Source organism: Paenibacillus sp. FSL R7-0652 (genome assembly GCF_038595045.1).
In the GTDB taxonomy this organism is placed as follows: Bacteria; Bacillota; Bacilli; order Paenibacillales; family Paenibacillaceae; genus Paenibacillus.
The window spans coordinates 400877-415322 of record NZ_CP152001.1 but is presented as its reverse complement, the minus strand read 5'-3'; the positions used below and the strand labels follow the sequence as shown (position 1 = coordinate 415322).

Here is a 14446-nt window from a genome sequence, read left to right as displayed (position 1 = left end):
CCACAATGAAAAGTCCCTTTGCCAACTCTTTGGCAAAGGGACTTTTCATTTGGTTCGGTTTGGTTTGGTTTTGATCCCACAGATCAATCAGGATCGGGAGCAGGGTTCTTTTCTATTCGCCAGATGGTTTTGGGTCTCCATGATAACCACGATCTCCATAAGGTTCAAGCTTCTCAAACCAGCGATTCAGACATTTGGCGAGTGCATCTTTCGCATTAAAGAAAGGATTATCCTCTTTTTTCAATATCTCCAACACCTCGATTACAAAGGCACTCTCACCGTATTCATTCCACTCCGCCTGCAAACGGCGGTTCAAATGGCTTCCCATCTGCAGCATAAACTGCTGTCCGTTAATTGTTTTTAAATTCAGCGTACTATCAATATACACTTTGCCATTACGTTCGTTACGTATTTGATAGACCCCCGCTTCGGTTTTGACCTCTTTGGCCTGCTCCTGTAACTCTTTGCGCCGATTCATATTCTTCTCTCCTTTATCTGCGTTTCCGATCAGATCCTGCTGTTTCACTTCCTGCCCTGTTTTCCGCTCCGCCAAAGATTGCCGGACGGATTCTTCTGTCTGCTCCTCCTGCTTGTGGCCGTTACCCTGTTCCGCAGCAGCACTGCCCAACCAGTATCGGCTTCCATCCTCATCCCGTTCTAACAGACCGTAATCGACCAGGTACCTTCGGATTTCCACATAGTCATCATGTACTTTTTCCAAAATGGTGTTCACCTGTTTTTCGGTATAATGACGCTGTGGTTCGAATCGTTTGGCGATCTCCGTGAGCACGATGTACTTATGCTTTTGCTGCATATGGAACGTAGTCATAGGCCCGCTTGTACCTTCCGGGAAATATTTCTGCAGTACGATTTCCCGTTCCTCTTCCGATATATCGAATGATTGATGATGAATCGTATGCCCTTGTTTCATGACCGGCGATACCCATGCTGCCGGAGCATGAAGGTCCTTATTTTTCAACAGCTCCATTAAAGCCAAAAAAATCTTGGCCTGCCTCTCCTTTTCCTTCAATACAAACCGGTGGTTTCGAATGGTGGATGCACTGCCGATGCCGAGCGCCTTTTGTACTTCCGCATCCTTCTTCCCTTCATAGAACTGGGCCAGCAGGCCTCGCTGCACATCGGACAGTCCTGTCACACTTTTGTCCAGCTCCAGCAAATATTCAAATACGGACCCATGCACCTTTTCAATATGGACACGCATGTAACGGACAGCCTCATAAAGAACGCCCTCTTCGGGATAAATTATCCCCCCTTCCGTCGTATACCCGCAGCAGATGCACGTATAGACCGTGCCTTCCTCCACATATCCGCGTTTGATCTCTTCCAGGGAAGCTGTCTGAAGTCTTGAATCCGAAGTTTTCATGATTTAATCTCCTTTTGGTATTCGTCCAATCCGCATGGGATAAACCGCATCTTAAACATTATGTTTATTTATTTATAGATATTTTATTATTTTGTTTGTTTATTGTCAAACCGCTTGACTGTGTTTGTAATTAAACATTATGTAAGATACGTAATATGCATATCTTTGAGCAAAAGAAAAAGACTGTGGGTTCACTAACCCGACAGTCCTCCTATATACACCGTTACAGTTTAAAACGTTCAATGATGTGCTGCAGATCCTCTGCCATCTGCGATAAAGCCGCCGAAGACGCGGCAACTTCTTCCATTGCTGCAAGCTGCTCCTGAGCGGCAGCCGAGCCATCCTCGGTTCCGGCAGCAATCCGGTTGGATAGTACCATCGTATCGTTTACCGCTTTGTTCACATACCCCATGCCTTGATCGATCTGACGGGAAGCTGAAGCAGCTTCTTCGGCTTGTGCCGCTACCATCTGTACCGCATCACGGATCGTCTGGAAGGCTTCTCCTGCCTCCGTGATCATCTGTGAACTTTTTATCATACCTTCACCTGTGCGTGCAAAGGTAGACTCTACCGCATGCGTCTTCTCATACATCTCCCGCATCAGCTCATTAATTCGCTCCGCCGAAGCCCCTGAACTGTTCGCAAGCGATTTGACTTCATTTGCCACCACAGCAAATCCTCGCCCATGCTCCCCTGCTCTGGAAGCCTCGATCGAGGCATTCAATGCCAGAATGTTGGTCTGTTTGGCGATGGCTGTAATCTCCGCCACGATCTCCAGAATCTCTTCATTTTTTGCACGCAGATCGTCGATCACAGTTTCCATTGCCCTGCTCTCTTCATTCACCTGCTGAATATGGGATACGGCCTCCTGCATGGTTACCATTCCCGCTTCCGATTTCGTAGATGCTTCGATCGCAATACGCTCCGCTTCTCCTGCTCTTGAAGAAATCTCTTTAACTCCAACTGACATCTCACCAACAAGCTGCTCAGTCGCAGCCAGACTTTCATTCTGCATGGTCGTTCCTGCGGCTGCATCCTGCATCAGTTCAGCCACCTGCTCGGTGGCTTTCGAGGTCTGCTCGGAGCTTGCCATCAGCTCTTCCGATGAGGCTGCCAGCTGGCTGGATGTATCATGTACCTCGCCAAGCACATTGCGCAGTGAAGTTGTCATTGTATCAAAGCTCTCTCCAAGCTGACCGAACTCATCCTTACGCTGCAGCCCTACACGAACCGTTAGGTCTCCTGCGCTTACTTGCGATGCAGCCTGTGTTAACTGCTGTAATGGCCGATGAATGCTGCGGATAATAAAGATCAGCAGTATGATCCCTACAACGACCGCTGCCCCTACAAGCGTAATCGCACGGATCATGATCGGCTGTACAGCCTCCGCTGCTTCGCCAGGAATCATCTCACCTACAATTTTCCAGCCTGTTGCAGGATTGGTGTAGAACACAGCCTCCATTGTCTGACCATCATATGTATACTTCACTGTTCCTCGATCCTTCGTATACATCTCATTAATGTAACTCTGATCGGACTGTGTACCGGATTCAATCTTATAATGGAATAAAAATTTCCCTCCATTATCCAACATATACAGTTTTCCCGCCTTACCGATATGTATCTGGTCCACTGTTTCCTTCAAATGATTCAGACTTACATTGGCGCCAAAAACACCATTCCCATCTGCCAGTTTGGCCGCTGCCGTTACGACCCACTCTCCTGTGGTTACAGACTGGAAGGTATCCGAGATGATTGGTTCGGATTGTGACATCGCCATTTTATACCATGTGCGTTCACGAGGATCATAGATCTGGTTCCCGGGATCGGGAGATTTCATCCAGCTGCCGTCTTCGGCTCCGGCAGTAAGGATACCCAGCTCTTTATGGTTCTGTGACATCCGATCCAGCTGTGCTTGAAGTGCAGGAGATTTGTTAATGATCTCCTCTGAAGTAATGCCCGCTGCCATCTGCGCAGCGTTATCCTTCTCCATACTAAGCATCTGATCAATCTGCAGACTAAGCATTTCCGTTTTGGCCTGTGCAGAACGAACAATCTCCAGTTTAACCTGATCTGCCGCCTTGAGATACGCCAGCCACCCTACACTGAGACTGGGTACAATCAGGAATAAAAGCAATGCGGCAATCAGCCGTTTTTTTACCGTCAACGTAAACCAGCTCTGCAATTTTGTCTTCACTCTAGATTCTGTTCGAGACCTTTTCTTCATCAGCTACCTATCCCCCATCATCAAGTTCAACTCTTTTTATCGGAAAATGGTTCTCAAATCATTATGTAAACAATCTAAATAATCGCAATTTTAATGATCTGATCTTCTTCCATGAGGGGGCGCGGTTTTGACCCCCCAGTTGAGATCGTTTACAATGCTCATATGCTGGTTTTACATGAAACACTTGGAAGGAGAGGGTTCAAATCTTACGCAAGGCCCCTACGCAGCAAACTATTTCTACGGTTAACTCATCCATGCTTCGCATCCTTTTGGCACTTATTCTATGTGCTGGCGCAGTTTTCGGGCTGGCTGGCAGTTTCACAGCTTCTGCAGCGCAGCATACGCAAGCCGTCCACATTGAAGTCAATGGGGAGCAGCAATTCTGGCAGCATGCTCCGCTTAATTTTAAAGGCACCACGTATGTTCCCTTACGGGATGTTGTTCAATCTGTCAAAGGAAATCTGAAATGGGATGCACGCAGCAAAACAGCCACCATTATTGTTGGCAGGGACACGCTGGTGCATCAAGCTGGCAGTGACACCATCCAAGTAAATAAGGTCTCTCTATCTATTCCTGCGAGTTCACGCACCGTAAATGGTACATTGATGGTTCCGGTACGGGCTGTGGCGAACGCGCTAAAAGCTGATATCAAGGTGGAGCGGACTGCTTCAGGCCAGATGAATGTCGGTATACTTACGGATCAAGTAAGTGTTCTGCGTCCTGAAGCTTCTGTTGTTGATACATATCTGCGCGAGATCAACTATCCCGGTATGGCTCTGATTGCACGAGATGGGAAAGTAGTACTAAAGCAGGGTTATGGCCTTGCCGATAAACAGACACTGAATCGTCCGGATCAGAAGACCCGTATTGCCTCCTTGAGCAAATCATTCACAGCAGCTTCCGTTCTGAGCTTGGCAGAAGCAGGCAAACTGGATGTGCAGGACCCGATCTCCAAGTATATTTCGGGCATTCCAAAGGGGGACGAAATTACACTGCATATGCTGTTGTCCCAGACTTCGGGGCTGCCTTCAGCCTTTGGCCGTGGTGAAGGCACTGCACTTGAAGAGACGGTGGAAGAAATTCGCCACAAAACGTTGAAGTTTGATCCCGGCAGTGCATATCTTTACAGCAACAGCGGTTATGTTTTACTTGCCTACGTCGTGGAGCAGGTGTCCGGCATGAGCTATGCCGATTATGTGCAGCAGACTATTCTGGAGCCGCTCGGCATGAAAGACTCGGGAGAAGCATCTCGCAAAGTGCATACGAACAGCGGTTTTGTTCAACAGGGTAAAGGATGGGAACCTGCACCGTACTATGTTTCACAATCCGGGTCTGGAACGATCTATTCTACCGTGGATGATCTGCTCAAATGGGATCGTGCGTTATACACGGACCAGATTCTAAGTCAGGAAACGATTGAAACGATGTACAAGCCTTACTCTGATAAAAATTACGGTTATGCCTGGATTCTCAAGGAAAACGGAACAAAACGCACCGTCTTCCATAACGGAAGCGGCGGGGGTTTTGCTACAGCATTCTCACGTAATCTGTCCGACGATGTGACCATTATTCTACTCGGCAACCATGCAGGCATGGATATGACCTCGCTTCTGAATGAGGTAGAGGCTCGTACAGCCAAAGCTTTGAACCTGTAATGATCTCTGGGTGTGAGGATACTCGGTTTGGCGGCCACCCAGAGCATGGTGACTTAAGTTGGTGGACTGAGCGGAGGTTGCAGTGGCGACTTAGGTTGGAGGTTGGTTTCGATGTAAAGTTTTAAGCGTTCCTCCATCTCCTATTTATTCTAACGATCTCAGATGAGCTTATTTGAGCGATATAACGCTCTCTGGAATTGTAACGATCCCCAGAAACCTTATTTCGCTTAAAACATAAGTTCAACACCTATTCTCACTTAAAATACCCTAAATAAGGTCCCCTGAGATCGTTAAAAAATAAAACTAAGTGATATGACCCAAATAGCGTTTGTGGGAATCGTTAGAAAAGCATTCAGCTGAATTAAGGGAGCCTTACAGGCTTGCGGCTGAAATGAAGCTGCATGACTTTCAAATGTGTTCGTCAGCATCACTCTGGATCGTTGGCATCATCTGTGTTCGTCAGCATCATCCTGAATTGTTGTCACCAATTAAATAGTTATCAATATCAACACTCTCTACACGCGCAGCAATGAGCGTGTAAAAGAACACAAAGGGACAAAGCATAATAAGCTTTGTCCCTTTTGTTCCTTATACCCATTTGCTGATTCTTTCTCAGCCTATGACATATTGTTATCATTCGTACAACCACTGCACTGCATCACACTATGCCGTGCCACACCACTTTATATCATATCGAGCTGAACCATCGTCATCCCCGATGCTGCCGTTTTATAATGTTACTTTATATTCAATCGACCTCAAGGGAAACGGGAAGCTTGCCCTTAAATGTGATCTGTCCCATCATCGCTTTTGCCACACTGTTCATGGCAAGCGGCCGACTTTCATATGCTGCGATATAGGTCTGCACATTGGGAAGCTTCAGAAGGTCATAGGGGCTGCGGAGTGCGGCCACAGCCAGGGGTTTGCCAAGCTGCTGAAGCCAACCGATTAGTCGGCACTGCGGATCACCCGAGGGACTACCTGCATTATACGTGCCGATCACGATCTGTTTAATGTCCTCCGCTTCTGCAGCCTGGAGCAGACGGGCTGAGGAAATAGCAACCTCGTCCGCTGCGACCACCAGATCAACGACATCCAGACCTTGAGCCAACAAAGCGGCTCCAAGTGCTGCGCCGTCCAACTGCTCATCTGCAATACTTGTCACTGCTGCCCCAACGGTGATTACAAGTGTCCGCTCTCTTTTCAAAGGCAGCATATGCTGCGTGTCCCTGACCAATGTAATGCTCTTCTCGCTAATCCGCCGGGCTGTCTTCTGATGCAGCGGACTGTTACGCTGAAACAGAACAGTTGATGGCTCGATAGCGTTCATAGCAGTCGGAATAGCGGGATCTATGCTGCGACCCTCCGCACCAAACCTCCCGCTTATGCTGACAGATTCCCCTTCTGCCGCGCCGCTCTCTACTTCCATCTCCATCAGTCCACGTTTTACTTTATACATCAGCAGACGTTTAACCGATTCGTCGATCCTCCGTTCACTGATGCGCCCACTGCTCACAGCATTCATTAATGCTTCAAAAGCTTCCTTCTGCAGCTGTGCCGTATGACTGATCAGCACTAGATCTGCTCCAGCCTCAACCGCCATGACAGCAGCCTGAACCGTGCCGTAGTGATTCGCGATAGCCTTCATCTCCATGCAATCGGTCACGATCATGCCTTCATATCCAAGTTCTTTCCGCAGCAGCCCGGTCAGCACGGAATGGGATAACGTTACGGGAAGACGCTCTGTCTCCAGTGCCGGAAAATAAATATGAGCAGACATCACCGCATCCACGCCTGCTGCTATAGCTGCACGAAACGGTACAAGTTCAATCTGATTGACCCGCGCTCTGTCATGAGGGATCACGGGAAGATCCAGATGGGAATCTGTATCCGTATCGCCATGGCCAGGGAAATGTTTGGCAGTAGCCGCAATGCCCGCATTCTGAAATCCGGTAATTGCTGCTGTACCGAATTCGGCAGCGGATTCCGGGGATTCTCCGAAGGAACGTACACCGATAACCGGATTGTTTGCGTTGTTGTTTACATCGAGCACGGGTGCAAAGTTCATATTGATGCCCATTGATTTTAGTTCCATTCCACTGATGCGTGCTGCATCATAAGCATCCTGCACCGACCCTGCTGCTGCAGTGGCCATCTGTCCCGGCATCAGCGTAACACCCTGCGTAATCCGGGCCACCATGCCGCCTTCCTGATCAATCGCAATCCACAGCGGCACGTTACCGCCTGCTCGTGCAGTATGCTGCAGTCCATCCGACAGCCGCTCCACCTGCTCAGGTGAAACGACATTTCTTGTGAAATAAATGACGCCGCCAACCGGATAATCCCGAAGCAGCGTCTGTACCTCACCCTCCGGCTCGGTTCCGTGGAACCCGCATAACAGCATCTGTCCAATCTTGTCTCGCAGACTCATCCGCCCAAGTCTCTGCTTCACCCTGTCTTTCAAGCTGCGCATACATTCCCTCCTCCCACAAACATCAAATCTTCACCTCAAGCAGCAGCATGGTTGTACACATTGTTTTTCCCTCTTCCATCCCTGCTCGTACCCTTAATCCATTCATTAATCATACATCAAAAAGGAGCTGCGCCGTTCCTGCCACTCCTGCTCCTGCTCACGCCAAATCTCCATTAAACCGGACAAGCGGTCGCCATCACCAATGACTTTGCGAACCTCCACACTGCCAGTGAGCAAATCAATAAAATATCTGGATCCTTTACGCGGAGGCTCAAGCCACTTAAAATGCTCAGGATATGCAGCTGCTGCTTCGTGCAAAAGCAGCAAACCTGTTTCCACCGAACGAAATTCCTTCTCATTCGTCACAAAAATTCGCACCCCCCCGCACAGCTCACCTGCGTATTTCGAGAAGGATGGCGTCATATATACCGGGTGAAAACGAACTCCGCGCAATCCATGTGCCTGCATCGCTTCTGCCAACTGCTCGCCGTTGATCCATGGAGCACCAATCCATTCAAAGGGCCTCGTCGTACCGCGGCCTTCCGACACATTGGTGCCTTCAAACAGACAGGTTCCCGCATATGCCCGCACAGTATCTACGGTTGGCATATTCGGTGAAGGCATCATCCAGGGCAGTCCGGTTTCTGAAAACGCCATGCTGCGCTGCCATCCTACCATAGCAATCACTTCTAATGAACAGGATACGGGAGACTCGGCATTGACGAGCAGGGCCAGCTCACCAATGGTCATACCCGTGCGGATGGGGGTAGTCCAGGCACCTACGAAAGATTTAAATCCCTCATGCAGCAAACCACCCTCTACCTCCTTACCGCCAAGCGGATTGGGCCGATCCAGCACCAGCAGACGTTTCCCCGCTTCGCCGCACGCCTCTATCATCTGAAATAACGTTGAAGCATACGTATAATACCGCACACCCACATCCTGAATATCAAAAACGATCGTATCCACCTCGGCCAGCATGAAAGGCAGCGGCTTTTTATGTGCACCGTACAGGCTGTATACCGGTATGCCGTACTTGGGATGTACTGAATCCGCAAAAGCTGCACCTGCCTGCAGTTCTCCAGTCAGCCCATGCTCACATGCGAACAGTGCTGTAAGCCGTGTATCCGCAAGACCAGCACATACATCCACCGTAGACACGAAATCTGATGTGATCCCTGTCGGATTCGTCACCAAGCCAATGCGTGCACCACCGGATAACCAGGGATGAGCGCCTCCCCCAGCCAGCACATCCGCTCCCGTTTTCACTTTCATGACACATGACCCTCGCTCAGCCAGCCCGTCTGCTGGTGATCGTTCCCGCTGGACGACGAAACAGCTTCCTCCTCAGGTTCGATCAGATTGAGTGTGACCTTATGCTGATAGATGGCAAACATGCCTGCAAATAGAGCACCGAAACCCACGACCGTCAGCATCAGCAGTGCCATAAAACACAACGCCTGGAAACAGGCAGCGATTGTATACCCCGGATAACGGAAGAACAGCTTCACACTTTCACCCATCGCCTGAAGGATACCCATCCCCTTTTGCAGGATAAGCTGCCAGGTGTAGAACTGCGAGATCACCGCCAGGATGACAAAGAACGTTTGGAACATGCCTACCGCCATGCCCGTCATGCTGCCTTGTCCGCCGTAATACCACCAGGTCGACCAGAGGATGAAACCGAGCAGCGCAAACAGCAGCCCCGTGACACCACCCGGAAGCAGTCCCTTTAACGCACCTTCCCACAGATCACGCAGCCCATTCCGGCGCTCTTTCCGCTCCAGCCGGTGATGTACTGCATAACAAACACCGAACAAAAGCGGCATATAGATGACGGCAAGCAGCAGTACGGCCACCGGTATCGGTGCAAACATGAGAATCGGAATGAGCAGCACGGAGCTGCCTGCACTGAACAGCGCCACCGGAATAATATCCCGGTAGATCTCCACCCCTGACTTGACCAGCACTTCACTCAGTTTACGCATCGGTGTTGTTCTCCCTTCTGTCATTCAGCATCTATTCTCGTCCAATCGCCATCTCCGTCTCCGGGTCAAAAAAATGCGCTTTGCGCATATCCAGCACAAAGGTCTTATCCATACCGACATATGCATGGGTCTCAGGATGAACCTTGGCTGTTACGGTTCGGCTTCCCAGATGGAAGTAAATCAGGTTCTCCGACCCGAGGTGTTCCACCACCTGAACACGCGCCTGAAGCATGTGATCTTTCGGAATATTAAAGGCTGCATCGTCGCCAAAAATATGTTCCGGACGCAGTCCGAGAATGACTCGTTTACCCTGATATGCACTTAACCGGCGCAGCGCATCATCAGGCAGCGTAAAGGAGGCACCTTCCACCTTAACTTCTGTGCCTTCAATATGAGCATCAATAAAGTTCATGGCAGGCGAGCCAATAAATCCGGCTACAAACATATTGCGCGGGCTGGCATACAGCTCCTTCGGTGATGCAACCTGCTGGATATCCCCATGATTCATAACAACGATCCGTTCCCCAAGCGTCATGGCCTCCACCTGATCATGCGTAACATAAACGATCGTTGCACCCAACCTTTTATGCAGCTCACCCAGCTCTACACGCATCTGTACACGCAGCTTCGCATCCAGGTTCGAGAGCGGCTCATCGAACAGAAACACCTGCGGATCACGGACAATCGCCCGTCCTACGGCGACACGCTGGCGCTGTCCTCCGGACAATTCACGCGGCTTACGCTCCAGCATGGCCTCAAGACCCAGAATGGAGGCAGCGTTCTGTACCTGCTCATCGATATAGCTCTTCGGTTTCTTCAGATTCTTCAGGCCGAAGGACAGATTTTCCCGAATGGTCATATGCGGATATAAGGCATAATCCTGAAAGACCATAGCGATATCGCGATCCTTGGGATGCAGATCATTCACGATCCGATCCCCGATAACGATATCTCCGCTGGTTTGTTTCTCAAGCCCTGCGATCATGCGCAGTGAGGTTGTTTTACCGCAGCCCGAAGGACCGACAAACACGACAAATTCCTTATCCTCTATAACAAAGTCCGAACCGGCGACTGCCGTGAACGTTCCTTTATGGTCGTCTTTGAACTCTTTGCGCACTTGGCGAAACTCCACGCGTGCCATAGGTTGATCCCCCTTTACATTGTCACTTTCCCAGAAAGGCATGCACTATATAAGTTGAACTAAAGATTTTACACAATCCACTCCGATGACATAACAACCTACCAATCACCGTGATTCCCGTTACCCCTTCTGCCTTTACCCCTTCACCGCACCAATCGTAATACCTTGAAGGAAGTAACGCTGCAGCGAGAAGAACAATATGATCATCGGTAATGCACCAATGGTAGCCCCTGCCATCATGGCACCGAAGTCGGTGGATTCAGCAAAAACAAAGGATGCCAGTCCAACCTGAACCGTACGCATTTCATTGGAATTGGTAATCAGGAAAGGCCAGAAAAACTCATTCCACGAGGCGACAAAAGTGAAAATCGCCAGCACCGCGATTCCCGGTTTTGCCATCGGCAGAATCACCTTCCAGAAGATGCCGAACTCACTGCAGGCATCAATTCGGGCAGCATGAATGAGTGAGGTCGGCAGCGTGGACATGAATTGTTTCATCAGAAAAATATTGCCCACACTCACCGCCGCTGGCAGAATAATCGCCGTATACGTATCTCCGAGATCAAAAACGTTGACCATCAAAATGTAAAGCGGGATCAATGTCACTTGTGCCGGAATCATCATCGTTCCAAGCAGCACCCAGAATACAGCCTGGCTGCCGGGGAATTTTAATTTAGCAAATGCATATCCCGCCAGAGAGGCGAAGAACACATTGGTTACCGTCAAAATAACGGAGATCAGCAGCGAATTGTAGAGCCAGCGCCATGCATCCGTTTTGGCAAAAAATCGCTCATACGGCGACATCGACAGCTGCTCTGGAATCATCTGTGGTTTGAACGAAGCCGACATTGTTGTATCCTGAACGGACCCCACCAGCATCCAGTACATCGGAATAATGGTGATCAGCGCCCAACCTGCCAATAGAACGGATGCGGTCACGAGCAGCATCTTTTTTCGTGTTGATTTCATACGTTGCATTCACCCCCGGATGCCTAATGAAAGCCTTGGTTAATACCTAATACTCGATATCGCTGGAGAAATATTTGAATTGAATAACGGAGATGACGATAATAATGACCGCGAGTACAAAGGACTGCGCCGAAGCAAGTCCAAACTCGTAGAACTTGAAGGCCGTCTCATAGATCAGGTAAGCAATCGTTGTGGTTGCAAAGTTTGGTCCGCCCTGTGTCATCAGATATACGGAGATAAACACCTGAAAGGACGTTATGACTCCAGTCACAAGCAGATAGAGCGTGGTTGGCTTTAGGAGGGGCCACGTAATCCTGCTAAACTGTGTCCATCCGCTTGCGTGGTCGATATCTGCAGCCTCATACAATGACTTCGGGATCCCCCCCATAGCCGCGAGATACAGAATAATGCCCGCACCGTGCGACCCGAGCCAGTTCATCAGAATCAGTGAAAAAAGGGCCGTGCCCGACTGGCCAAGCCAGATGACGGGGTCAAGACCGAAGAAACCGAGGAAGCGATTAAGCAGGCCTGAATCCGTCGGATCAAAGATCGCCAGCCATACGATCGAGATCGTCACTCCCGATGCTACCGCAGGCAGATAAAGTGTGGCCTTGAAGAACGTCTGCCATTTGCTTTTCATCTGAAAGATGAAATACGAGAGTACAAACGTAATCAGGATGTTAACCGGCACTGTTCCCACCGTGAAAATGACCGTATTTTTGATCGACTTCCAGAAGGTTTCGTCCTTCACCAGGCGTTCGTAATTATCCAGCCCCACCCACGTGGAGTTCATGATGTTGTATTTTTGGAAACTCATCACAAGAGCCGTCAATACGGGATACAGTGTGAAAATGAGAAACAGCAGGACAGGCGCCAAAATAAACAAATACGCCCACCCGTAATCTCGCCAGAACCGGACAACCCGGGAATGCCGGGGCGCAGGCTCCGGCGCAAGGGCGGTCTGCATGGCGAATCCTCCTCTCCGAATCAATGTGTCACTGCGTAGTTGGTTATTGTCCGAACATCTGCTGACCTTTGCCTTTAAAATCTTCCGCAATCTGCTCCGGTGTCTTCTCACCCGAGAACAGAGCCTGAATGTTAGGTTTCACGACCTGTTCCTTGAACTGTTTCTGCTGTGAAGCCTTGTCGATATCCAGCTTGAGCACGACTGGCATTGCAATGTGCTTGGCCATCTCTTTGGCTGCATCCAGATTGACCTGCTGTCCCAGTTCCTTGCCTTTGAACAGATCGGCTTGAGATTGTCTTACAAAAGGAAGCGCCAGCTCATTAGCCGAGTTACCCGCTTTGGCACCACTCAGTGCCTCCATCACGAGGAAGGTATTTTTGGCATGCTGCTCACCTTTGTCCTTCTTCTGTTTGAAAGCCACATAACCCTCGCCGCCCATAGTCGTGGCCGCAGGTTGATTGTCATTGTGCGGTACAGGCAGCAGTACAAAATCAATTTTCTCCCCCTGCACCTTACCGTCGTCAATATCTTTGTTGCGGTTTCGGATCATGACATCATAATAAGGAATCGCCTTCGAGATCATTGCCGTTTCACCTGCATAGAACATGTCTGTACGCTTGGCCGGAGCAAGTGCAGCCGTTTCCTTCGGCATATATCCCTGATCCATCAGATTTTTAATAAAAGAGAGCGTGTCCAGAATGCGCCCATCGTTCCACTGGAACTTTCCGGTTTCGTCCAGCACATCAATCATGCCGTTGTTACGGGACAGCATTTCGATAAAATCAAGTGAAGTACCGTCTGTCACCAAGGCATATTGTTTACTTCCGTTATCCAGCGTTTTCGTCAACTTGGCAGCGGCTTCGTTAAACTCGGACCAGGTCCAGCCATTCTTCTGGATGGTCTTCCAATCAATGCCCGCTTCATCGAGAATACGTTTGTTACCGCCCCATGCCCACTGGAATTGATAGAGAGGAAGTCCGTATTGTTTCCCTTGAATCTGCCCCAGTTCCAATGTGCCAGGCAGATAGTCATCTTTGATCTCAGGAGTCAGATAACTGTCCAGTTCCAGTGCCAGTCCGGTATTCACATACGTACCGTCCACGCTATGGAAGTACAGATCCGGCGGATTACCTGCGTTCAAAGCCACATCGAACTTTTTGGGGCCCTCGGCCCAGGAGAGCATTTCCGTTTTCACGGTAATATTCGGGTGTTCCTTATTGAAATCGGCAATCAAGTCCTTCAGTTCATCCTCATACGTGCCATGCACCGGATATGTCCACACCGTTACTGTGTCATTCGCATTGGGATCATTCGATGCCGCTCCGCCGCTATTGCCGCAGGCTGTGATCCAGACCATCATTAACACCACTGCCAAAACTAGACCCTTCCTCTTCATACCCTTCATCTCCTTTGCGTGTCGTCTTCTCTCATTCCATGACCCCTGCCTTAAAAGTGGAACCAAAGGTTATACAAAGTCCAATCTGATGACACGAATCCGAAATCCGCCCCCTTTAAAGATCGACCTGCTTGGCAAGGCCTAATCTTATTGAATGCAACGTTGACGTTAGCTTAAATAACATCAATCGTATCGAATCCTTCCAAAATTGTTGATTGAATTCATTATATGAGGTGTAAAATAAAA

Annotated in this window: 10 protein-coding genes; 1 reads left to right on the top strand and 9 read right to left on the bottom strand. The window is 49.4% G+C overall.

The genetic code is table 11. The features are described 5' to 3' along the window. Nucleotides 1-112: 112 nt before the first annotated feature. Nucleotides 113-1384, bottom strand: coding sequence for a DUF2087 domain-containing protein (locus MKY97_RS01990; RefSeq protein WP_342553863.1), 1272 nt, complete (start codon nt 1382-1384; stop codon nt 113-115). A 223-nt stretch (nt 1385-1607) separates the two neighbouring features. Next, a complete protein-coding gene (locus tag MKY97_RS01985; RefSeq protein WP_342553862.1) occupies nt 1608-3611 on the bottom strand; it encodes a methyl-accepting chemotaxis protein in 2004 nt (667 codons plus the stop codon). A 254-nt stretch (nt 3612-3865) separates the two neighbouring features. On the opposite strand from MKY97_RS01985, the gene MKY97_RS01980 reads away from it, so the two are divergent. After that, entirely contained in the window at nt 3866-5266 is a 1401-nt protein-coding gene (locus tag MKY97_RS01980) for a serine hydrolase (RefSeq protein ID WP_342553861.1), read from the top strand. 748 nt (nt 5267-6014) lie between these two features. Here the strand turns inward: MKY97_RS01980 and nagZ are convergent. The 7 genes from nagZ to MKY97_RS01945 form a co-directional block, all read right to left on the bottom strand. Continuing rightward, nucleotides 6015-7739 carry a beta-N-acetylhexosaminidase gene (gene nagZ / locus MKY97_RS01975; RefSeq protein WP_342553860.1) on the bottom strand — a complete coding sequence of 575 codons (1725 nt, stop codon included), beginning with the start codon at nt 7737-7739 and terminating at the stop codon, nt 6015-6017. 105 nt (nt 7740-7844) lie between these two features. After that, on the bottom strand, nt 7845-9014 hold the full coding sequence (locus MKY97_RS01970) for a DUF1343 domain-containing protein (RefSeq protein ID WP_342553859.1): 1170 nt from the start codon (nt 9012-9014) through the stop codon (nt 7845-7847). Further along, nucleotides 9011-9727 carry a hypothetical protein gene (locus MKY97_RS01965; protein WP_342553858.1) on the bottom strand — a complete coding sequence of 239 codons (717 nt, stop codon included), beginning with the start codon at nt 9725-9727 and terminating at the stop codon, nt 9011-9013. Before MKY97_RS01965 ends, MKY97_RS01970 begins: the two co-directional genes overlap by 4 nt. Before the next feature lie 31 nt (nt 9728-9758). Continuing rightward, nucleotides 9759-10868, bottom strand: a complete 1110-nt coding sequence (ugpC, locus tag MKY97_RS01960) for a sn-glycerol-3-phosphate ABC transporter ATP-binding protein UgpC (RefSeq protein ID WP_342553857.1) — start codon at nt 10866-10868, stop codon at nt 9759-9761. A 135-nt stretch (nt 10869-11003) separates the two neighbouring features. Further along, nucleotides 11004-11837 carry a carbohydrate ABC transporter permease gene (locus MKY97_RS01955; RefSeq protein ID WP_342553856.1) on the bottom strand — a complete coding sequence of 278 codons (834 nt, stop codon included), beginning with the start codon at nt 11835-11837 and terminating at the stop codon, nt 11004-11006. Nucleotides 11838-11883: 46 nt separating this feature from the next. After that, on the bottom strand, nt 11884-12804 hold the full coding sequence (locus tag MKY97_RS01950; protein WP_342553855.1) for a sugar ABC transporter permease: 921 nt from the start codon (nt 12802-12804) through the stop codon (nt 11884-11886). A gap of 43 nt (nt 12805-12847) precedes the next feature. Further along, a complete protein-coding gene (locus tag MKY97_RS01945; RefSeq protein ID WP_342553854.1) occupies nt 12848-14200 on the bottom strand; it encodes an extracellular solute-binding protein in 1353 nt (450 codons plus the stop codon). Nucleotides 14201-14446: the final 246 nt, after the last annotated feature.

What these genes read in the sequence shown, in the direction of transcription:
- MKY97_RS01965 (WP_342553858.1), bottom strand. Translation starts at nt 9,727, where the DNA reads ATGCGTAAACTGAGTGAAGTGCTGGTCAAGTCAGGGGTGGAGATCTAC.
- MKY97_RS01945 (WP_342553854.1), bottom strand. Translation starts at nt 14,200, where the DNA reads ATGAAGAGGAAGGGTCTAGTTTTGGCAGTGGTGTTAATGATGGTCTGG.
- nagZ (WP_342553860.1), bottom strand. Translation starts at nt 7,739, where the DNA reads ATGCGCAGCTTGAAAGACAGGGTGAAGCAGAGACTTGGGCGGATGAGT.
- MKY97_RS01955 (WP_342553856.1), bottom strand. Translation starts at nt 11,837, where the DNA reads ATGAAATCAACACGAAAAAAGATGCTGCTCGTGACCGCATCCGTTCTA.
- MKY97_RS01985 (WP_342553862.1), bottom strand. Translation starts at nt 3,611, where the DNA reads ATGAAGAAAAGGTCTCGAACAGAATCTAGAGTGAAGACAAAATTGCAG.
- MKY97_RS01980 (WP_342553861.1), top strand. Translation starts at nt 3,866, where the DNA reads ATGCTTCGCATCCTTTTGGCACTTATTCTATGTGCTGGCGCAGTTTTC.
- MKY97_RS01970 (WP_342553859.1), bottom strand. Translation starts at nt 9,014, where the DNA reads ATGAAAGTGAAAACGGGAGCGGATGTGCTGGCTGGGGGAGGCGCTCAT.
- ugpC (WP_342553857.1), bottom strand. Translation starts at nt 10,868, where the DNA reads ATGGCACGCGTGGAGTTTCGCCAAGTGCGCAAAGAGTTCAAAGACGAC.
- MKY97_RS01950 (WP_342553855.1), bottom strand. Translation starts at nt 12,804, where the DNA reads ATGCAGACCGCCCTTGCGCCGGAGCCTGCGCCCCGGCATTCCCGGGTT.
- MKY97_RS01990 (WP_342553863.1), bottom strand. Translation starts at nt 1,384, where the DNA reads ATGAAAACTTCGGATTCAAGACTTCAGACAGCTTCCCTGGAAGAGATC.